Origin of the sequence: Devosia sp., assembly GCF_040509215.1 — a bacterium.
Classification (GTDB): Bacteria; Pseudomonadota; Alphaproteobacteria; order Rhizobiales; family Devosiaceae; genus Devosia.
Genome location: NZ_JBEVLL010000190.1, coordinates 1 through 20,038 on the forward strand (window position 1 = coordinate 1; position 20,038 = coordinate 20,038).

Annotated in this window: 17 protein-coding genes and 1 other RNA gene; 9 read left to right on the forward strand and 9 right to left on the reverse strand. The window is 62.0% G+C overall.

Annotated elements, in window-relative coordinates; genetic code table 11:
- Nucleotides 1-28 precede the first annotated feature (28 nt).
- From ABW043_RS10545 to ABW043_RS10555, 3 genes are all read right to left on the reverse strand, one after another.
- Nucleotides 29-898: a 50S ribosomal protein L11 methyltransferase gene (locus tag ABW043_RS10545; protein WP_353921168.1), complete on the reverse strand. Its 870-nt coding sequence runs from the start codon at nt 896-898 to the stop codon at nt 29-31.
- Nucleotides 899-995: 97 nt separating this feature from the next.
- The gene (locus ABW043_RS10550; RefSeq protein WP_353921169.1) at nt 996-2,741 is read right to left on the reverse strand and encodes a GGDEF domain-containing protein; all 1,746 of its coding nucleotides are present in this window, start codon (nt 2,739-2,741) and stop codon (nt 996-998) included.
- Between the two features lie 102 nt (nt 2,742-2,843).
- Nucleotides 2,844-5,180, reverse strand: coding sequence for an ATP-dependent helicase (locus tag ABW043_RS10555; protein ID WP_353921170.1), 2,337 nt, complete (start codon nt 5,178-5,180; stop codon nt 2,844-2,846).
- 199 nt (nt 5,181-5,379) lie between these two features.
- Between ABW043_RS10555 and ABW043_RS10560 the strand changes: the two genes are divergently transcribed.
- Entirely contained in the window at nt 5,380-7,554 is a 2,175-nt protein-coding gene (locus ABW043_RS10560) for an esterase-like activity of phytase family protein (protein WP_353921171.1), read from the forward strand.
- A gap of 170 nt (nt 7,555-7,724) precedes the next feature.
- Nucleotides 7,725-11,354 carry an AsmA family protein gene (locus ABW043_RS10565; RefSeq protein WP_353921172.1) on the forward strand — a complete coding sequence of 1,210 codons (3,630 nt, stop codon included), beginning with the start codon at nt 7,725-7,727 and terminating at the stop codon, nt 11,352-11,354.
- On the opposite strand, the gene ABW043_RS10570 is transcribed toward ABW043_RS10565, so the two are convergent.
- The 3 genes from ABW043_RS10570 to ssrA all read right to left on the reverse strand — a co-directional run bounded on the left by ABW043_RS10570 (nt 11,335) and on the right by ssrA (nt 12,543).
- Entirely contained in the window at nt 11,335-11,565 is a 231-nt protein-coding gene (locus tag ABW043_RS10570; protein WP_353921173.1) for a ribbon-helix-helix domain-containing protein, read from the reverse strand. The two genes, ABW043_RS10565 and ABW043_RS10570, sit on opposite strands and share 20 nt — an antisense overlap.
- Nucleotides 11,566-11,580: 15 nt before the next feature.
- Nucleotides 11,581-12,072: an SspB family protein gene (locus tag ABW043_RS10575; RefSeq protein ID WP_353921174.1), complete on the reverse strand. Its 492-nt coding sequence runs from the start codon at nt 12,070-12,072 to the stop codon at nt 11,581-11,583.
- Between the two features lie 114 nt (nt 12,073-12,186).
- Nucleotides 12,187-12,543, reverse strand: a transfer-messenger RNA (tmRNA) gene (gene ssrA / locus ABW043_RS10580).
- Between the two features lie 185 nt (nt 12,544-12,728).
- On the opposite strand from ssrA, the gene ABW043_RS10585 reads away from it, so the two are divergent.
- On the forward strand, nt 12,729-13,193 hold the full coding sequence (locus ABW043_RS10585) for a thermonuclease family protein (protein WP_353921175.1): 465 nt from the start codon (nt 12,729-12,731) through the stop codon (nt 13,191-13,193).
- On the opposite strand, the gene ABW043_RS10590 is transcribed toward ABW043_RS10585, so the two are convergent.
- The 3 genes from ABW043_RS10590 to ABW043_RS10600 form a co-directional block, all read right to left on the reverse strand.
- Nucleotides 13,194-14,447: an alpha/beta hydrolase family protein gene (locus tag ABW043_RS10590; RefSeq protein ID WP_353921176.1), complete on the reverse strand. Its 1,254-nt coding sequence runs from the start codon at nt 14,445-14,447 to the stop codon at nt 13,194-13,196.
- Nucleotides 14,448-14,518: 71 nt separating this feature from the next.
- Entirely contained in the window at nt 14,519-14,758 is a 240-nt protein-coding gene (locus ABW043_RS10595) for a YdeI/OmpD-associated family protein (protein WP_353921177.1), read from the reverse strand.
- Complete coding sequence (locus ABW043_RS10600; RefSeq protein WP_353921178.1) at nt 14,755-15,153, reverse strand: RidA family protein; 399 nt, start codon at nt 15,151-15,153, stop codon at nt 14,755-14,757. The genes ABW043_RS10595 and ABW043_RS10600 overlap by 4 nt, the downstream gene beginning before the upstream one ends.
- A gap of 157 nt (nt 15,154-15,310) precedes the next feature.
- Between ABW043_RS10600 and ABW043_RS10605 the strand changes: the two genes are divergently transcribed.
- From ABW043_RS10605 to hflC, 6 genes are all read left to right on the forward strand, one after another.
- The gene (locus ABW043_RS10605) at nt 15,311-16,105 is read left to right on the forward strand and encodes a thymidylate synthase (protein WP_353921179.1); all 795 of its coding nucleotides are present in this window, start codon (nt 15,311-15,313) and stop codon (nt 16,103-16,105) included.
- Nucleotides 16,102-16,431 carry a nucleoside triphosphate pyrophosphohydrolase family protein gene (locus tag ABW043_RS10610; protein ID WP_502908638.1) on the forward strand — a complete coding sequence of 110 codons (330 nt, stop codon included), beginning with the start codon at nt 16,102-16,104 and terminating at the stop codon, nt 16,429-16,431. Before ABW043_RS10605 ends, ABW043_RS10610 begins: the two co-directional genes overlap by 4 nt.
- A 34-nt stretch (nt 16,432-16,465) precedes the next feature.
- The gene (locus ABW043_RS10615; RefSeq protein WP_353921180.1) at nt 16,466-17,515 is read left to right on the forward strand and encodes a DUF4424 domain-containing protein; all 1,050 of its coding nucleotides are present in this window, start codon (nt 16,466-16,468) and stop codon (nt 17,513-17,515) included.
- A 19-nt stretch (nt 17,516-17,534) separates the two neighbouring features.
- Entirely contained in the window at nt 17,535-18,059 is a 525-nt protein-coding gene (locus ABW043_RS10620; RefSeq protein WP_353921181.1) for a dihydrofolate reductase, read from the forward strand.
- A 64-nt stretch (nt 18,060-18,123) separates the two neighbouring features.
- The gene (gene hflK / locus ABW043_RS10625) at nt 18,124-19,221 is read left to right on the forward strand and encodes an FtsH protease activity modulator HflK (RefSeq protein WP_353921182.1); all 1,098 of its coding nucleotides are present in this window, start codon (nt 18,124-18,126) and stop codon (nt 19,219-19,221) included.
- 2 nt (nt 19,222-19,223) lie between these two features.
- Nucleotides 19,224-20,038 (forward strand): protease modulator HflC (gene hflC, locus ABW043_RS10630; RefSeq protein ID WP_353921183.1); only part of this gene is annotated, 815 nt, incomplete at its 3' end.

The following is a 20,038-nucleotide window of genomic DNA, read 5'->3' on the forward strand; positions in this document are numbered from 1 at the left end:
CCTCGATGCTACCAGTCTGCTAACGAGTTCAGCGCTTTTCCAGCACCAGCGTTGTCCAGTCTTTGCGCTTGAGGTGATCCACCAAACGGAAACCTGCAAGTTCATAGGCAGCGATGACACCATCGGCCTGCGTGTTCAAAATCCCCGACAGAATTGCCGTTCCGCCTGATTGCGCAATCCCGCCCATGCCCGGCGCCAGCTCGGTGAGCGGCCCCGCAAGGATATTGGCGACTATCAGGTCGTAAGGCGCCCGCGCCGCGATATCGGGATGATCGAGCCCCGTCGCCTCGATGGAGTCGATGTTCTCGCCGACGCCATTTTCCTCAGCATTTTCAATGGTAGTCGTCACGGCAATCGGGTCGATGTCCGTGGCCAGGATCTTCCCACCCAGCCGCTTGGCAACGGCAATGGCCAACACGCCGGTACCGGTCCCGATATCAATAACCGCCTTGGGCGTCGTCTTGGCCAACAGCATTTCGATGGCTTCGAGGCAGCCCGTGGTCGTCTCATGGTGCCCGGTGCCAAATGCCTGAGCCGCATCGATTTTCATCGGCGTCAGGCCTTCCGGGATCGGCCCGGTCTCGTGGCTGCCATAGACATAGAAGCCGCCCGCAATGACCGGCGCCAGGCCCTCAAGCGACTTGGCGACCCAGTTGATCCCCATGTCGATTTCTTCGACCGAGAAATCCACAGCTCCGCCAAGCACTTGGCTCGCCAGTTCATTGAAGGCGTCGATGTTTGGCGGGCTGTCGCAGGTGGCCTCGAACACCCATTCGCCCGTCTCTTCGATCTCATGCGCCGAGGCCGTCAGGGCCATGTCGTCGCGCTCCATGACGGCATCGACCAGGGCATAGGCCTGTTCCTTGGTCAGGGTGGCGGAAAGCTGGTCGACGGACATGGCAGGTAATCCCGGGTTATTTCCCGCCCTAGTTGCGGCAGGTGGCGCGATGAGTCAATGCCGCGCCATATCACATTGATTTATCAGGGAAATGACTTCAGGCGCGCTGGCGCGTCTGGGGCGAAAAGCCCTCGGTGACGATGCAGTTGCGACCCGCGCCCTTGGCCATATAGAGCCGCTGATCGGCCAACGAGAAGATATCGTCCCAGTCCTGCGCCGAACCGGCAGACCGCATGGCGACACCGAAGCTGGCCGTAACCTTGAGTTCAAGTTTTCCCTGAACGGCGGTGTCGCTCAGCAAAATCCTCATGCGTTCCAGGAGGTTATAGGCAGTGATGTGATCGGCGCGGCGGAGGATGAGGACAAATTCCTCGCCCCCGATGCGTGCAAACGTATCGCCGGTCCGCAATGCACCATCGATCAGCCGCGCCACGCCCGAGAGCACTTCATCGCCGACCGCATGGCCGTGGGTATCGTTGACCACCTTGAAATGGTCGATGTCGAACAGCACGACGGCGAGGGATTCCCCGATCCGGTCGGCGCGGCGGAACATGGCGCCGACGCGGCTCAACAGCGCGCGGCGGTTGAGCAGCCCCGTCAGCGTATCGGTCTCGGCGAGCCGGCGCAGGCGACGATTGAGACGGCGTTGCTCCTCTTCGAGAAGCCGCTTTTCCGTCAGGTTGTGGCGCAGAACATCGAGGCCACTGAAGATGTTACCCACTTCCCGGGCCATGCCCGTGGGCCGTGGAGGTTCGCTGTGATCGCCGCTGGCAAGCGCCAGCACGTCGTCCTGAAGCCGCATCAACGGCGAGAACAGCGTGCGCCGGAACACCACTGCAACGATCACCAGCACCGCGAGGATCGCCCCTGTCAGGAGCGCAGCGCTGACCAGTGCCCTCAGCGAATTCTCGGCATTGCGGTTCATAGCGGCAACGGAGTGCTCGACCACGGCCGTGCGCAACAGTTCCGAACTGCGCATGCCCGGAACATAGTCTGCCGTCAGCGATGCGGGGGAGAGCGAGTTGTCGGCCGTATGGTTCTCGGCCGCATCGAGCGCCAGAACGAGCGCGCCATCGAAGAAGTCGCGCTGCACCGCCTGCACCAGGTCGACGATTTCGGGCTCGGGCAGGAGTTTGTCGGCCAGGCTGACGCTGGTGGACCACAGGCTGCGGATGATGCCGTCGGTCGCCTGCATGCGCTGCAGGTACATCGGGTCTCGCTCCGGCGGGGCCACCAGCGCCATGACCACGAAAGAGCCGAGCCGCCCTTCCTGATCGCGCAAGGTACTGGCGCTGTTGGCGAGCATCAGTTCGCCGGCAAGGTTCGGCGTTTCCACCATGATGTGGCCGCTGACCAGATCGCGCAGTTTGGTGGCGGCGTCGGCGGCCGTAAACATGGCCAGAATACCCCGCGCAATTTCGCGCGGGTCGCGCTCGGCAACTGGCGTATTTGCGGCGAAGTCAACTTTCTGGCGGCCATTGGCGAGGTCGGCGTGTAGCCGCTCCCGTGCCGCGCCACACTCTTCGTCAACGAGAGTACCTTCAAATACGGCTTCCATCCGGCTCACGGCGGCATCGGTCGCGGCGCGTTTCTCCGCCAATTCGGCGCGTCGCGTGGCAGCCTCTTCGTCAGTGGCGCTCATTGCCGAGTTGGCCGGACCACGTTCCGAGGAAATGGCGTTGACCGCTTCGAGCAGGACGCTGAAGCGTTGCAGTTCATCGGCACCATGGCTTTGGCGCTGATAGTCGTTCAGATTGCTGAGGACGGCCGTGCCGCCGAGCAGCAAGCAGCCAATAGCCGCCGCCGCGATTCCCATCCATTGCAGATGCTGTATTCTGAACACGACGAACCCCACGCATTCCGTCCATGAATGCACGAGTGATTCTGATAAGGCGTGAACGCGATTGGTTAATTCAATCCGACACTTGGGTCGAACCTGTCGCCGCTAGCCCTTCTGCACGAAGCTTTCCAAAACCTTCTTGGTGCCGGCCTTTTCGAAATCGATCGTTAGCTTGTTGCCTTCGACGCTGATGACATCGCCATAGCCGAATTTCAGGTGGAAGACGCGCTCGCCCGGCTTATAGCCGCTCGATTGTCCGCCGAGATCGACCGAACGGGCGACCAGTTCGCCATCAATGGTCAACGGCCCGCCGCCTTTGCGATTGGCTTGATTTGCCCGCGCGCGTTGCCAGCCGGGCGTTTCGTAGACGCTTTCAAACGGATCGGCCTTGTTGAAGCGGCTGGCTGCGCCGCCGCCATAGCCGTAGCCGCCATAGGCCGAGCCGCGGTCGGTCACGACCACTGCGTCAGGGGGAAGCTCATCGACAAAGCGCGATGTCAGCGCCGACTGCCACAGGCCATGGATGCGCCGGTTCTGCGCCGACGAAATACGCACGCGTTTTCGGCCGCGGGTGATCCCGACATAGGCAAGCCGTCGCTCTTCTTCGAGACCCGCACGGCCGCTCTCGTCCATTGATCGCTGGCTTGGGAACGAGCCTTCCTCCCAGCCGGTCAGGAATACCGTATTGAATTCCAGCCCTTTGGCCGAATGAAGGGTCATGATGGTCACGGCGTCGCTGGCCTCGGCGCTGTCCCGGTCCATCACCAGCGAGATGTGCTCGAGGAATCCACCGAGGGTCTCGAACTCTTCCATCGAGCGGCTGAGTTCCTTGAGGTTTTCCTTGCGACCCTGGGACTCGGCGGACTTGTCGGCCGTGAGCATGTCCATATAGCCGCTCTCCTCGAGGATCTGCTCGACGAGTTGATAGGGCGGCAGGCTCTCCGCGCGGTATGCCCAATTGTGGAATTGGTCGACAAGGCCACGCAGGGTCGTGCGCTGCTTGGGCTTGAGCTCTTCCGTGTCGATCAGCATGCTCGTTGCCGACAGCAGGGGCACGCGCTGATGGCGCGCCGTTTCCATCAGCGTCTTCACGGTGGAATCGCCGAGGCCGCGCTTGGGCACATTGATGATGCGTTCGAAAGCCAGATCGTCGGCCGGCTGCGCCACGAGCCGCAGATAGGCCAGGGCGTCGCGGATTTCCTTGCGCTCATAAAAGCGCGGGCCGCCGACGACGCGATAGTTCAGCCCAAGCGTGATGAAGCGCTCTTCCAGCTCGCGCATCTGATACGAAGCGCGCACCAAGATCGCCATCGAGTTCAGCGGCTCGCCGAGGCGTTGATATTGCTCGATCTCTTCGCCGACCGTGCGCGCTTCCTCTTCAGAGTCATAGACCTGAGTAAAGGAGATAGGCTCGCCGGCCTCGGCGACATCGGTGTGCAGGGTCTTGCCGAGCCGGCTCTCGTTGTTGGCAATCAGCGTCGACGCGGCCTTCAGGATGTTGGCCGTCGAACGGTAATTGCGTTCGAGCTTGATGACCTTGGCGCCCGGAAAATCCTTTTCGAAGCGCAGGATGTTGTCCACCTCGGCGCCGCGCCAGCCATAGATCGACTGGTCGTCGTCGCCGACCACGCAGATATTGGCCTCGGACGCCGGCTTTCCCTGCGCGAGCAGGCGCAGCCAGAGATACTGGGCGGTGTTGCTGTCCTGATATTCGTCGACCAGCATGTATTTGAATTTGCGATGATAGTCGGCGAGGACTTCGGGATTCTCCCGAAACAGCCGGATGCACTCGAGCAAGAGATCGCCGAAGTCGACCGCGTTGAGCGTCTTCAGCCGCGCGTGATAGTCGGCGTAGAGGTTCGGGACCTTGCCATTGGCGAAGTAACCGCTTTCGGCGACAGGCACATCCTTGGGCAGCCAGCCGCGGTTCTTCCAGCCGTCGAGCAGGTTGGCGAACTGCCGTGCCGGCCAGCGCTTCTCGTCGATATTTTCGACCTCGATGAGTTGCTTGATCAGCCTGATCTGGTCGTCGGTATCGAGAATAGTGAACTGCGGCTTGAGGTCCACCAGTTCGGCATGGGCACGCAGAATGCGCGCCGATACGGAGTGGAAGGTCCCCATCCAGGGCAGGCCCTCGAAGTTCGGCACGAACTCGTGGACGCGCTTCTTCATCTCGTTGGCGGCCTTGTTGGTAAAGGTTACCGCCAGAATCTGGCTGCCCCAGGCCATGCGCTGGTTGAGAATATGGGCGATCCGCGTTGTCAGCACCCGCGTCTTGCCAGTGCCGGCCCCGGCGAGCACCAATAGGGGCCCTTCGGTGCTTTTCACTGCATCAAGCTGTTCCGAATTCAGGCCGGCAAAATAGTCCGGCACCTGCCGGTTGAGTTGGCTCGTGATCGGGCCGCCTTGGGGGCGGGGCAGGGGGTGGATTTCACCGGGCATAGAGGGCCTTTCCGTCGCGCCGGGCTGGGGCAGCACGCTCTGCGCGGGATTGACGAATCTTATTTTGTTCTCATGCGCAATATAGGGTTCTCGCCCCTCCATGTACAGGATGACCGGCTGTCACCGATCCGTCATGCAAGTGTCACCGAGGAGTCTTGCCCGGCCTCTATGCGAAGCGCATTCATTAGGGGGACCTCACATGAATACGCCACGTTTGCTGGGTGCACTGACTGCTGCCCTTCTGGCCTCGACCGTTTCGGCCAATGCCGCTGAGTATTTCAACCGCGTCGCCAGCTTCCCGGTCGCGCTCAATGCGCCAGAAGCTGAAGGCACCTCTTCGGAAATCATCACCGCCACCGACGATGGCCTCACGCTGATCTATTCGGACAGCCCGAATGGCGGCATTGGTTTTGTCGACATCACCGACGCTTCGGCCCCCAAGGCAGGCGGCTATATGGATATGGGCGGCGAGCCCACTTCCGTCACCGTCATCGGCGGCAAGGCTTATGTGGCTGTCAACACCACCGAAGACCTCACCGCTCCGTCGGGTAAGCTCGTGGTCGTCGACATCGCCGGCAAGTCGGTCGATGGTGAATTCGATCTCGGCGGCCAGCCTGACTCGATCGCGCACAACAAGGACAACACCATCCTTGCCATCGCCATCGAGAACCAGCGCGATGAAGAGGTCAACGATGGCGCCATTCCGCAGGAGCCGACCGGCTACCTCACCATCGTGACACTGACCGACGGTGCCGTCACCGCCGAAGGCATCAAGAAGGTTGACCTGACCGGCATCAGCGCCATCGCTCCGGAAGATGCCGAAGCCGAATTCGTCTCGTTCAACGACAATGACGAAGTCGCCGTTACCCTTCAGGAAAACAACTACATCGCCATCGTCGATGCCAAGACCGGTACTGTCACCGGTGGCTTTGAAGCAGGCGAAACCGGCGTTGCCGGCGTCGACACCAAGAACGATGGCAAGATCGATTTCTCGGGCGAGAACAAGGTCGTTCCGCGTGAGCCCGACGCCGTCAAGTGGCTCGACAACGATCGTCTCGTGGTTGCCAATGAAGGCGACTGGAACGGTGGTTCGCGCGGCTTCACCATCTTCAATCGCGATGGTTCGGTTGCCTTCGACTCGGGCAATGCGCTCGACGTGAACGCTGCCCAGCTCGGTCACTACCCTGATTTCCGCAACAAGAAGGGCGTCGAGCCGGAAGGCCTCGAAGTCGCGACTTTTGGCGACACCCAGTACATCTTCATCGCCGAAGAACGCGCCTCGCTGATCGCCGTCTACAAGGACACTGGCGCCGAGCCGGAATTCGTCCAGTCGATCCCCTCGGGCATCTCGCCGGAAGGCCTCGTTGCCATTCCCGAGCGTAACCTTCTCGCCACCGCCAATGAAGTTGACCTCCGTGCTGACGGCCTCGCCGGTTCGCATGTCATGGTCTACGAACTCTCCGAGAGCGAAGCCGCTTATCCGCAGCTCGTCTCCGAGCTGGGCGAAGACGGTCACCCGATCGGCTGGGCCGCTATTTCCGGCGCCGTTGCCGATGCCGAAAAGCCCGGCATTCTCTATGCCGTCAGCGACAGCGTCCTCTACGGCGCCCCGGCGATCTTCGAAATCGACGCGACCGCTCACCCGGCCCGCATCGTCAAGAAGACCGTCATCACCCGCAAGGGCGAGACTGCGCAGAAGCTCGATCTCGAAGGCATCACGCTCGACGGCGAAGGCGGTTTCTGGCTCGCCAACGAAGGCGACAGCGACAAGCTCGTGCCGCATGCCCTGATCCATGTCGATGCCGAAGGCGCAATCCTTGCCGAAGTCGGTTTCCCGGTTGACCTCCTCGCTGGCCAGAAGCGCTTTGGCGCCGAAGGCGTCGCCGCTATCGGTTCGGGCGACGAACTGACCCTCTGGGTCGCTATGCAGCGCGAATGGGGCGATGACGAGAAGGGCTTCGTGAAGCTCCTCTCCTACACCCCGGCGACCAAGGAATGGGCTGCCGTTTCCTACCCGCTCGAAGCCGCGCCGGAAGGTGGCTGGGTTGGTCTCAGCGAAATCACCGTCCATGGTGACTACGCCTATATCGTCGAGCGCGACAACCAGATCGCCGACAAGGCTGGCCTCAAGGCCATTTACCGCGTGCCGGTTGCCGAACTGGTCGGTGCCGAACTCGGCGGCGAACTGCCGGTCGTGACCAAGGAACTGGTCCGCGACCTGATCCCCGACCTTGCTTCCAACAATGGCTACGTCGTCGACAAGGTCGAAAGCTTCGCCATCGACTCGACCGGCAAGGGCTATGTCATCACCGACAATGACGGCGTGGATGACTCCTCGGGCGAGACCTTCTTCTGGTCCATCGACCTCGAATAAGCTGCCTCTGCGCAAATAATCAGCGGCCGGACGAAAGTCCGGCCGTTATCATTTGAACGGATTGGATTCTCCTATCGGATTCTTGTGCTGGATTCGCGCCGCTCGCTCTTGCACGGGGGCAGCAAGTCCCTACACTCGCGCCAGGAATCTGACAGGCAGTTCGAGTAGCCGTGCTCAACCGGATCTACATCATCGTTGGTATTGTTGCGATCCTGGCCCTCGCTGTGGCCTTCATCGCGCCGCGCTTCATTCAATGGGGCGACTACCGCGATCGTATGGAGCTGCTGGCCGAGGGCGTCTTCGGCACTGAAGTCACCATTCGCGGCGATATCGACTTTGCCCTGCTGCCGGCGCCAAGGCTGGCTTTCTCCGATGTCGTGATCGGCCCGGCCGACAAACCCGCCGCGACGGTTGGCGCGGTCGAGGCGCAGTTCGCGCTGATGGATTTCCTGCGCGACCAGTACAATCTCTCGGCCCTGATCCTCAAATCGCCCGTCATCGCTTTCGAGCTCGACGAAAACGGCCTTCTCACCAGCGGCGTCGATCTTTCGGGCGCCGGGGACGGTGTGGCGCTCGACCAGGCGCGCATCGAAAATGGCGGCCTGACGCTTGCCGATCGTCGGTCCGGCTCGACCTATGAACTCTCCGCCATCAATGGCGACCTGCGCCTCGGCAGTTTTGCCGGGCCTTTCCAGTTCCAGGGCAGCGCCACCAATGCGGGCACGGCCTATAGTCTGCGGGTCAATAGCGGCGTCGTCGATGATGTCGGTTCGGCCCGGGTTTCCGCCTTCATCGCCGAAGTCGGCGGTCGCAGTTCGCTGACCCTCGATGGTGCTCTTGTCACCGGGCAGGCGCCGAAGTTCGACGGCACCATGATCCTCAAGCAGGCGCCGCCCTCGGCCGAGCGCGCCGAACAGATCCGCGGTAATCTGGTGCTGGAGAGCAAGGTTACGGCTTCGACCGACCGCATCGTGCTCAATGGCTACACCTTGCTGCCCGACGAGAACCGGGCCGGCATGCGGCTGACGGGCGCAGCCAGCATCCAGCTCGGCGCGCGCACCTCATTCGAGGCCGTGGTTTCGGGCGGTGTCTTCACTCTGCCGCCAAGAGATGCCGAAGAAGACACGAGCCTGATGCCCTATGAGCTGGTGCGCCTTCTCGGCGAATTGCCCGCTCCTCCGCTGCCGCCCATTCCGGGCGAGATCGGCATCGACCTGGCCGAAATCGGGCTACGCGGCGCAGCGCTGCGCAATGTGCGCGTCGACGCCAGCACCAATGGCGATATCTGGACGATTTCTCGCGCCGAAGCCGAATTGGCGGGGAACAGCAGCGTCAGCCTCTCGGGCGCCCTGCGCAACGATAGTGGCGTCGCCGGTTTCAATGGCGACATCACCATCGCCACCACGCGCCTCGATGCCCTGAGCCAGCTCTGGCGCAAGTCGAGCGAAAACAGTCCGCTGTTCAATGTTCCGGCAGAGCTCTCGGGTCAGGTGATGCTCGCCGGCGATGCACTCGGCTTTTCGCATGGCCGCCTCGTTCTCAACGACAAGGTACACGTCCTCGAACTGCGCCTCGGGTTTGGCGATGAACCGCGTCTCGATCTTGTCGGGCGTTTCGACGATCTGGCGCCCGGCGATAGCGCCATTGTCGCCGCGATGTTCCCCGATCCGAACAGCGACCGCACCTTTGGTACCAGTTTTCCTGAAGGCAGTTTTTCCTTCAGTAGCCAAACCATCCGCATTCTCGGCCTCGAAGCGCAAGATCTGGCGGCCGAGGGAAGCTGGTCCGGCGCCGGCCTGCGCTTTTCCAAGCTTGTCAGCAGCGATTGGGGCGGCGTCGGAATCAATGCATCGGGCGATCTGGCGGGAACGCTTGCGAAACCGACCCTCACCGGCTCCGGCCATCTCGATGTGCCAGATGCCAATGCCCCGGCGCTCAGCGCGATTTATGGGTTTCTCGGCATTCCGGCCAATTGGCGTCCGGTGCTTGATCGATCCGTGCCCGCCGCGCTCGATTTCGCCCTGGTCGGCAGCGACAATCCCGGCGCCCAGCGCTTCACGCTCAATGGCACCGCGGGCGCCGCCAACCTCGATCTCGCGGTCGATATGGCAGGTGGCCTGAGCGGGGTCACGGAGGGGCATGTCCAGATCATCGGCTCGCTGGAGGCCAGCAATGGCAGCGATCTAGTTCGCCAGTTGGATGCGTCCGATACGCCGCTGTTCTCGACCAGCGAATCTGCCTTCCTGAGCCTCTTTGCCGAGGGAGACGCCGCCGCAGGCTTTGATGCGCGCCTGTCCATCGGCCAAGGCAATGAGCTTCTGGCATTCGGCGGCGAATTGTCGGTGCTCGAGAGCGGCGAACTGGCCGGCACCGGCACGCTCGACATTGCGCTCGATGATGGCTCCGGCCTTGCGGCCCTGGCGGGCGGCACGGGTATCGGTCTTGGTTCGCTTGAGGCCAGCGCCGGTGTCGAATTCTACGGCATCCAGTCCATCGCTATCACCGGCATTGCGGGCGCTTCGTCAGGCACAGCCTTTTCAGGCGACATTGCCGTCGAGCAGGTGGCGCAGCGTCCGAGCGTCGAGGGCGCGCTTCATTTCGACCGCTTGCAGGCTGAAGGCCTGGCCGGCGCGCTGCTCTCGCCCGCGGCGTTTATCGCCGGCGATGGCGTTTGGCCGGAAGGTCCGCTCGCGGCCAGCAATCGGACCCGTACGACCCGCGGCACAATCGCCGTAACGGCCGGCGAGGTCGCAGTGGGCGCCTCCACCATCACCGAAGCGGCCTTCGATCTCACCTGGGACCAGCAAACCCTTGCCATTTCGAACCTCAAGGGCTCGATAGGCGGCGGCAATCTCAACGCCACGCTCAGCCAGTGTTGTGCCGGTCCACTGACCGATCGAACCATCACTGGCCGCCTGTCGCTCGACAATGTCCAGGTCTCCGCCCTCGTGACAGCTGAAGCGGCCTCCGGGCTTGCCGCGCGTCTCACCGGCAGCGGCAGTTTCGAAGGCACGGGCGCTTCGCTTGCCGAGGTCGTTTCCAGCCTAGCCGGCGAAGGCAATTTCTCGCTCTCCAATCTTTCGCTCGAACGGCTCAACCCCGGCGTCTATCCCGCCCTGGCCGGTCTTGACGATGTTCTGAACATCGACGCGGATGCGCTCGATATCCTTATCGATCAATCGCTGGGGCAGGGACCTTTCACCGCGTCGTCAGCCAACGGCGCCTTTGCCATAGCGGGCGGCACGCTGCGTCTTGCCAACCTCATTATCGAGGGCAGCGGCGCGCGGCTGGCCGGCGGCGTCGATTTTGCTCTCCCGACGCTCGGTCTCAATGGCAGCTTCGTGCTGACGCCGTTCAGCTATGTCGATCCCTCGGGCCTCATCGAGAATGATGCGGCCCGCATCATCGCGCGCTTGAGCGGCACGTTCCTCGCGCCGGTCGTCGAATTGGACACGACCCAACTGATCGCCGCCGTCCAGGTTCGCGCCAACGAACTGGAAGTCGACAGGCTTGAGGTCTTGCGGATCGAGGACGAGGCGCGTCAGCGCGCGGCGGCCGCCGAGCGTAACCGCTTGATCGAGGAGCAACGCCGCAAGGCTGCCGAGGAAGCAGCGGCACGTGAAGCGGCCGAAGAAGCTGCCCGTCAGGCGCTTGAGGAACAACAGGGCCCGACCACGCCGCCGCCGGTCGAGACCCCGGAAACACAGGTACCGACGCCGCCCGCCTTGCCGCTCAACCTCGGCTTTCAGCCTGGCGTGAACAATCCGCCGGCCGGACCGGTCAATCTGCTTTTTCGGTAGGATCAGCCGACCGCGCTCGATACCAGCCGAGGATCGAGAGGCGTATGGCAGACGAGAGGTTAGCCGCTTCCCGCGTCTCGTCGATCTCGCGCACGAGCCCGGCAAGGCTCAGCGCGCGCACTGCGGCGATTTCTTCCAGTGCAAGCCAGAATTCCGGTTCAAGGGCTATGGATGTGCGGTGGCCGGCGATCGAGAAGGACCGCTTCTGCATCACGCGGCCTGGGGATCAGGGCTTCTTGCGGAAGGCGTCGAGGCTGACGACCTTTTCGCCGCTCTGCTCGCCTTCGGCAGCATCGCCCTTTTCGGCGCGCTCAGCCTTGGCATCGGCGGCGTCTTCTTCAGCACCATCCTCGCGCGGCGCGGTGGCCGGGTCGAACTGCAGGCCGAACTGCACGGAGGGGTCGAAAAAGCCCTTGATGGCGGCAAAGGGGATCACCAGCGTTTCGGGCACGCCGTCAAAGCTGAGGCCGACTTCGAAGCCTGTCTCGTTGACCTTGAGGTCCCAATACTGGTTCTGCAGTACGATGGTCATTTCCTTGTCGTACTGCGTCAGCAGCTTTTCGCTCAGGCGCACGCCGGGGGCGCGGGTGGCGAAGGAAATGAAGAAGTGATGTTCGCCGGGCAGACCAGTGCGGGACACTTCGGCCAAAACCTTACGCACGACGCCGCGCAGGGCTTCCTGGGCGAGAATGTCGTAACGCATGTGATCTTCGGCCATTATTTCTTCCTTGGTCGTCGCTGGGCCCGGCAGAATCCCGAACGGCCCATATCAGCCTTACGTTCCCGAACTTTTCAAGGACTAAGGCACAAGTGTCGGGCGGAATAGAGGAAAAGTGCAGGCTTCTGTTGCCAGGTGCCTGCGAACCCCGCCTGTCGCCCGGCTAGGAGCGGAGGACTTTAATTCCCAGTGCTAGCACCGCTTACGCGGCGAGAGCGACCGGAGCCTTATGGTTGTCATTTGCAACTATAAGTTTTGGACCGATAACGGTGGTACCTCACCGAGCAAAAGCACACTCTTTACGCCCTCGTCGATCCTATTTCGTCCCCATTGGCTCACCTCGAAGAGGGGAGATGGTGGAGACGCCGGGTACTGCCCCCGGGTCCGATGGGTTTATTACAATGACAGTTTATCGCCATAGCCCCGAAGGGCAGTCCCTATATAAGTGAGGGTCGGCGCAGATGCAAACGCCGAGCGGAATTAATTCCGCTTCGAAGCCGTCCTGACGAAGGGTCCGGATTAACCCCGAATATACGCCGCCCGGTGTCACCTGCCACAGCAAGAAACAAGCTGTGGCGAATGGATTCGGCGTGGGAATTGGCAGGCAATTTATTGGCAAGCTCGGGCGCCGCCGGCGGCGCTCGTGGTTCGGCGGCGTGTCCCTAGCCCCATTTCTGTTCGGCGCGCTGGTTGTCTTTGCGACCGTCGGGATCAAGGAAACCGGGCTTTCTTCCTTCCTGCTCGACACTGCATCGCCGGTCGTCGGCACCGTTTCGCCCCGCAATTTCGATCTCTGCTCGGGGCCGGCGCGCCATACCTGCGTCGTCGATGGCGACACGTTCTGGCTCGATGGCGCCAAGATCCGCATAGCCGACATCAACACCCCGGAAGTCAGCCAACCCCAGTGCTCCGCCGAGGCAGCCTTGGGTCGAAAGGCCACGCTGCGTCTCGCCGAACTTCTCAGCGGCGCCTCGCTGGACCTCCGCGCCGCCGATCGTGACGAAGACCGATATGGCCGCAAGTTGCGGATCGTTGAACGCGACGGGCAATCGGTCGGGCAGACGCTGGTTGCCGAAGGCCTTGCGCATCAATGGCAAGGTCGCCGGGAGAGCTGGTGCTGATCAGGGCTTTGCGTGCTCAAACACCAGCCCGCGCGTGGTGCGCTCGCCGAACCCGGTCCACACCCGGTCACCCGCCGTCTCGCGCCAATCGGCGGAATCGAGTGCCAGATACGGCTCCATCGCCGTATCGCCCTTGAGGTAAAGCCCCAGGAAGGCGGTCACAAAGTGCTGGGCGACATTGTTCATGCGCGCATTGGCCCAGACGAAATCGGCGTAGTGCTCGAACGGACTGCCCGCCCCACCGGCAACCGCTTCGTTTGGAGGCGGCATGGGCGCAGCGGCGTTGTGGCCGGCGCCCTGGAAGGTGAGCAGGTAGCGCTCTGCATTGGTCGCGCCTTCATAGATGCGGCGTATGCCGTTTTCGTAGTCCGAAACCTCGTCGAGCGTGCCGCCCATCATCAGGAGCGGCATGGCGATGCCGGCGAGGCCCATGTCGTCCCATAGCCCGAAATGCCCGCCCCACGGCGCGACCGCCACGACTGCCTTGAGCCGAGGATCGCGGGTGCCGTTGAATGCCTCGGTGCCCGCCATCAGGCCAGCCAAAGCGTCCGGCGGAGCCATGCCTGATGCCGCCGCTGCTTCGGCCAAACCGGCGCCAGCGCTGATCACGGCCCCATAGCCACCCATCGAATACCCGATGATGGCGCTGTTATCGGCATCGACAAGTCCGGAGAGGAAGCCGTCTGCCGCCGCGGAAAGCGACGCCATGCTGTCGAGCACGAAGAGCTGGTCCGGCGAGCGATTGGCAAGGGTGCTGGCAAAGCCGAGCTTGTTTTCATAGGTGCTCTCGAAGTGGTCGATGCTGGCAACCACATAGCCCTTGCTGGCAAGGTTCTCGCCAAAGTGCGCGATCAGAAAGCGGTTGCCGGGATAGCCGTGCGACAGGATGACAAGCGGGTAGGGGCCTTCGGTCGTCAGAGGCTCCGCGTCCCGAACGGCCTGACCGTGCAACGTGATCTTCTGGTCGCTATTGGCCATCTGCACTTCGACATAGTCGCCACCGGGTGCCGCGCCCTTGAGGTCCGCGGGGTACCAGATTTCCAGTGTCAGCGGGCGATCATAGATTGCGTCGCCACCGCTCAAAACATCGGGCTGGCTTTCGTTGACGACCTCGATGGTGCGCACACCGATCTGGTATTGGCCCGGCGCTGCCAGTTCAGGCGCGTCGGGACGCTGGATATCGATGCGGTTGCCTTCGGCCAAAACCGGCCCTCCCATGGTCGCAAGAAGGGCGATAGCCAGAATCCATCTCATGCCTGCCTCCTCCGTTTCGGCAAAGCTAGTTTGCTGCGGTGAAATGACAAGCATTTCACAGTTCCCGGTTTTCAGCGGTTCCAATCCATCCGCATGTAGACGAAACCATCCTCCAGTTCCTGGAGCATCTGGCCCAGTCGCTTCTGCTTGGTCGCTTCCTGTTTGGCGTTGTTGATCCACATCAGGTAGTCGTTGCGCTGATAGGGCGGGCGCGCATCATACTGTTCGCGAAGACCGCGCTCTTCGAGCGCGATCCTCACGAATTTGGGCATGTCCTCGCGCTTGCGCAGCGGGCGCAGCACCGGGCTCACGGCAAGACTGCCTGGGCTTCGATTTCGATGAGGAAATCGGGATTGGCGAGGCCGGCAACGCGCATGCCGGTCACGGTCGGCGGGTTGGGCCGATCGCCCCAGACCGCCATCCAGGCGCCGAATGCGGCTCGCAGATCGATATCCTGCTGCATGATGATCGTGGTCTTGACGAGATTTTCGACCGTCGCGCCGGCGGCTTCCAGCACCTTCTGCATATTGGCCAGCGCCTGCTCGGTCTGCTTGACGACGTCGCCCCTATGGATGACCTCGCCCTTTTCGTTGACGCTGTTCTGCCCGCCAATGAGCAGGATGCGCGCATTGGCTGGCAAGATGATGCCCTGGGAAAAGATGGGGCTCTTATACATGCCGGGCGGATTCACATATTCGATAGCCATGATGTTCTCCTCGCTATTGATGATACCGCAGTTGTAGCCAAGCCCGCCGTCGCCAGGTGTCAGCAGGTTTGGAGGTATTCTATTACCGCAAGCGCTGATCTGTTGACGGAATCGAGCGCAGCGGCAAATCGTCGGCGAATCGAAGTAGAGTATGGGCATGCAGCCATACCTTCAGCTTCTCTCCGATATCCTCGAAAACGGCGCCGACAAGTCGGACCGCACCGGCACCGGCACGCGCAGCCTTTTCGGCTATCAGATGCGCTTCGATCTTTCGAAGGGCTTTCCGCTGGTGACGACGAAGAAGCTGCATCTCAAGTCAATCATTTATGAGCTGCTCTGGTTCATTCGCGGCGAAACGAATGTGCACTGGCTGCAGGAGCATGGCGTAAAGATCTGGGACGAGTGGGCCGACGAAAACGGCGATCTCGGCCCCGTCTATGGCTCGCAATGGCGAAGCTGGCCCGCGCCCGATGGCCGCCACATCGACCAGCTCGCCGCGGTGGTGGAATCGATCCGCACCAAGCCCGACTCCCGTCGCCACATCGTCTCGGCCTGGAACCCTGCCGAAGTCGACGACATGGCCCTGCCGCCGTGTCACTGCCTCTTCCAGTTTTACGTCGCCAACGGCAAGCTGAGCTGCCAGTTGTATCAGCGCTCCGCGGACACCTTCCTCGGCGTGCCTTTCAACATCGCGTCTTATGCGCTGCTGACCCACATGGTGGCGCAGGTGGCCGGGCTCGAGGTCGGCGATTTCGTGCACTCGTTCGGCGATGTGCACCTCTACAACAACCATTTCGAGCAGGCCCGCCTGCAACTGACCCGCGAGCCCCGTCCGCTTCCGCGCCTCATCATGAATCCGGAGCGCAAGCGGCTTGAGGATTTCGTCTTCGAAGACTTTTCATTCGAAGGCTACGACCCGCACCCGCATATCAAGGCCGAAGTGTCGGTATGAGCCGCACCCTCGCCGATCTCACGGCCCTCGCTGCCGAAGTCTCGGACATGTACGAGCGCGAGACCGGCGTGCGGCGGGATGACGATTGGTACGCCTTGAAGATGCAGGAAGAGCTTGGCGAACTGATCGCCGAGCATCTGCGCCTGTCGGGGCGGGGGCGCCGCAAGAATTTCACCGATGCTGAAATCGTCGAGGCGCGGGACAACGAGGCGGCCGATCTGCTCGCATTCCTGCTGCTTTATGCGCGGCGCAATGGCATCGACCTCGAAGCGGCGCTCGATCGGAAATGGTTCTCCTATCTTCGCGCTGACAAAGAGAACGGCTAGAAATAGCGGCACTGACGGACAGGGGAGTAGGTCCATGCGGGTTTACGCAACGGCGACTATTGCATTGATGCTGGCAGCGCCGGCGGTCGGCAACGATACGATGGCGCAATTGGGCACGGGCGGTCTGGTCTTCGTCACCAACGAACAGATCAGGATGGCCTCGGAAGACCTCTATATTTCGCCCACCGAAGTGCGGGTGACCTACGAGTTCGAGAACACGTCCGAAGAAGACCAGCATATCCTCGTCGCCTTCCCGATGCCCGACATTCAGGGCAGCGGCGATTTCATGGTCGACGTGCCGATCCAGAACGCCAATTACGGCAGCGCCGATCCCATCGAGGATCAGGACAACCTCTTCGGCTTCGCCACCACCTTCAACGACGTGCCGGTCGAGGCGGAACTCCACCAATACGTCTTCAACAACAATATCGACTACACCAAGCTCCTCAAAAATCTCGGTGTGCCGCTCGAACCCTTCGGTCAGGCGACTTCTGACGCGCTGGCGGGGCTCGACGCGGACGATGTGCAGAACCTGACCCGCCTCGGGCTGGTCTTCTCCTACGAATTTGACGCCGGAAACGGCGCGGAAATGGATATCGTCCCGCTCTGGACCCTGCGCTCGACCTATAGCTGGGAAGCGACCTTCAAGCCGGGCATTTCCGATGTGGTGCACACCTATCGCCCAAGCGTCGGCGGTACTGTCGCGACGACTTTCGTTCCCAAGCAGGGCGACGCCGACTCCGAGCAGCGCTATGCGGACTATGTGAAAAAATACTGCGTCGAAGACAACCTGCTCTCGACCCTACGCAAGCAGGCGATCACCGAGGACGGCTGGACCAATTATCCCTATTACGAAAACTGGATTTCCTACATCTGGTCGACCGGCAACAACTGGTCCGGCTCCATCGGCAAGTTCACCCTGACCGTCGACAAGGGCAGCACCGACAACCTCGTCTCGTTCTGCGGCGAAGACGTCAAGAAGATCGGCCCGACGACCTTCCAGATGACGGCGACCGACTGGTGGCCGCCTTATGATCGCGAGCTCGAAATCCTCCTGCTCAAGAAGGTCGAAGAAGTCGAGTAACAGGCAGAAAGGGCAGGGGATGAACAAGCGCATTTCGCTCATCGCCGCGGTAGGGGCAAACAATGTCATCGGCAAGGACGGTGACATGCCCTGGCGCATCCCGTCCGACTTTGCCTGGTTCAAGCGCTGCACCATGGGCAAGCCCATGATCATGGGTCGCAAGCAGTTTGAGACCTTTCCCAAGCCGCTCGCCGGCCGTCCGCATATCGTCGTGACGCGCCAGAAGGACTACGCGCCTGAAGGCGTCGATGTCGTCCACGATCTCGATGCCGCCTACGTGCTCGCCTCGCGCCTTGCGGCCGAAAGTGGCACCGATGAGATCATGGTCATCGGCGGGGGCGACATTTACGCGCAGGCGATGGCCAAAGCGGATCGGCTCTATATTAGCCACGTCGAGCTATCTCCTGATGGAGACGTCCGTTTTCCCGATATCGACCCCGAAATCTGGGCAGTTATCGATACTCCGGAGGTAACGCCCTCCGAAAAGGACGCTGCGCCATACCGCATCAAAATCTACGAAAGGCGCAAACGCCCTACGCATTGATCGCGCAGACGCCTTGCCTATATATGTTGGCAACCAAAAATACGCAGGAACCGAAAGGAACGAGATGCCTTGGGAGAATAATGGAGGCGGAGGCGGCCGCAACAACGGCGGCCCCTGGGGCCAGGCACCCGGCGGAGGTGGCGGCGGCCCGCGCCGTCCCGGTGGAAACACTCCCAATCTCGAAGATATCCTCAATCGAGGACGCGACCAGTTTCGGGGTGGTGTCCCCGGTGGCCGCTGGGCCATTGTCGGCGGCGTCATTGCGCTGCTTGCGTTCTGGGGCTTCAATTCGGTTTACACCATCAATCCGCAGGAAGTCGGCGTCGAGCTTCGCTTCGGCCAGCCCAAGCCGGAACTCTCCGGCCCGGGCCTGCACTTCCTGTTCTGGCCGGTCGAAACCGTCGAGCGCGCCACGACCACGGTCAATCAGACCCAGATCGGCGTCGCCAATGCGAGCGGTGGCTCGCGTGCCGCAGCGCGCGATGGCCTGATGCTGTCGGGCGACCAGAATATCGTCAACGTCCAGTTCTCGGTGTTCTGGGCGATCAACGACCCGGTTTCCTATCTCTTCAACGTCCGCGATCCCGAATCCATGGTTCGCTATGCCGCTGAAAGCGCCATGCGCGAAGTGGTTGGCCGCCGTCCGGCGCAGGACATCTATAGCGACGACCGTTCCGGCATTGCCGCGGACGTGCAGCGCATTACGCTCGCAACGCTCGAAAGCTATGGCCTTGGCGTCTCGGTCAATCAGATCCTGATCGAAAATGCCGGCCCGCCGTCCGAGGTCTACGACGCCTTCAACGAAGTGCAGCGTGCCCGCCAGGACGAAACCCGTCTCCAGGAAGAAGCGCGTTCTTACGCCAATACTCTTCTCGGCGATGCCCGCGGTCGTGCCGCGGCTCTGCGTGAAGACGCTGCGGCCTATACGAACCGCGTCGTTCAGGAAGCAACCGGTGAAGCCGAGCGCTTCAACGCCGTTTACGCCGAATACGTGAACTCGCCGGAAGTCACCCGTAAGCGCCTGTTCCTTGAAACCATGGAAGAGGTTCTCGGCGGCTCCGAAAAGGTGCTGATCGAAAACGGTGCCAATGGCTCCGGTGTCATACCCTATCTGCCGCTGCCTGAGCTGCGCTCGGGCTCAACGACACCGACGGGGAACTGATCATGACGAACCGCCTCTTTATAATCGGCGCCGTCATCGTTGCGGCCCTCTATGTTCTGTTCTCCTCGCTCTACGTCGTCGACGAGCGCGAGCAGGCCATCGTCATGCGTTTCGGCCAGATCACCGACGTGCGCACCGAACCGGGCATCTATTTCAAGATCCCGACCGACGTCGTCGACAGCGTGCAGATCATCGAAGATCGCCTGCTTCGCTACGACATCGCCAATATGCGCGTGCAGGTTTCAGGCAACGCCTTCTACCAGGTCGACGCCTTCCTCACCTACCGCATCTCCAATGCGCGTCTCTTCCGTGAACGTGCAACGGGCCAGCTCTCGGTGGCCGAAGACCGTATCGGCGCCAGCCTCGATGCGGCCCTGCGTCAGGTCTACGGTCTGCGTGAATTCAGCGCGGCCCTTTCCGACCAGCGCGCCCAGATGATGCGCGAAACCGCCGAACTGATCCGTCCGGATCTGGCCGAACTTGGCATCGACGTCGTTGACGTGCGTATCCTGCGCACCGATCTCGACGAAGACGTCTCGGCAACCACCTTCGAGCGTATGCGCGCCGAACGTCTGGCCGAAGCCGCTCTCCTCCGCGCTCGCGGTGAAGAACAGGCCCAGAGCCTCCGTGCTATCGCGGATCGTCAGGGCGTCGAAATCGTCGCTGCTGCCACCCGCGACGCGGAAATCATCCGCGGTACCGGCGACGCAGAACGCAACCGTATCTTCGCGGCTGCCTATGGCCAGGATCCGGAATTCTTCGAGTTCTACCGCTCGATGGAATCCTACCGCACGGCTCTCGCCAAGACCGGCACCAC

Excerpts from the sequence above, each read along its gene's own strand:
- ABW043_RS10545 (WP_353921168.1), bottom strand. The coding sequence starts at position 898 with ATGTCCGTCGACCAGCTTTCCGCCACCCTGACCAAGGAACAGGCCTAT.
- ABW043_RS10555 (WP_353921170.1), bottom strand. The coding sequence starts at position 5,180 with ATGCCCGGTGAAATCCACCCCCTGCCCCGCCCCCAAGGCGGCCCGATC.
- ABW043_RS10560 (WP_353921171.1), top strand. The coding sequence starts at position 5,380 with ATGAATACGCCACGTTTGCTGGGTGCACTGACTGCTGCCCTTCTGGCC.
- ABW043_RS10570 (WP_353921173.1), bottom strand. The coding sequence starts at position 11,565 with ATGCAGAAGCGGTCCTTCTCGATCGCCGGCCACCGCACATCCATAGCC.
- ABW043_RS10575 (WP_353921174.1), bottom strand. The coding sequence starts at position 12,072 with ATGGCCGAAGATCACATGCGTTACGACATTCTCGCCCAGGAAGCCCTG.
- ABW043_RS10590 (WP_353921176.1), bottom strand. The coding sequence starts at position 14,447 with ATGAGATGGATTCTGGCTATCGCCCTTCTTGCGACCATGGGAGGGCCG.
- ABW043_RS10600 (WP_353921178.1), bottom strand. The coding sequence starts at position 15,153 with ATGGCTATCGAATATGTGAATCCGCCCGGCATGTATAAGAGCCCCATC.
- ABW043_RS10605 (WP_353921179.1), top strand. The coding sequence starts at position 15,311 with ATGCAGCCATACCTTCAGCTTCTCTCCGATATCCTCGAAAACGGCGCC.
- ABW043_RS10610 (WP_502908638.1), top strand. The coding sequence starts at position 16,102 with ATGAGCCGCACCCTCGCCGATCTCACGGCCCTCGCTGCCGAAGTCTCG.
- ABW043_RS10615 (WP_353921180.1), top strand. The coding sequence starts at position 16,466 with ATGCGGGTTTACGCAACGGCGACTATTGCATTGATGCTGGCAGCGCCG.
- ABW043_RS10620 (WP_353921181.1), top strand. The coding sequence starts at position 17,535 with ATGAACAAGCGCATTTCGCTCATCGCCGCGGTAGGGGCAAACAATGTC.
- hflK (WP_353921182.1), top strand. The coding sequence starts at position 18,124 with ATGCCTTGGGAGAATAATGGAGGCGGAGGCGGCCGCAACAACGGCGGC.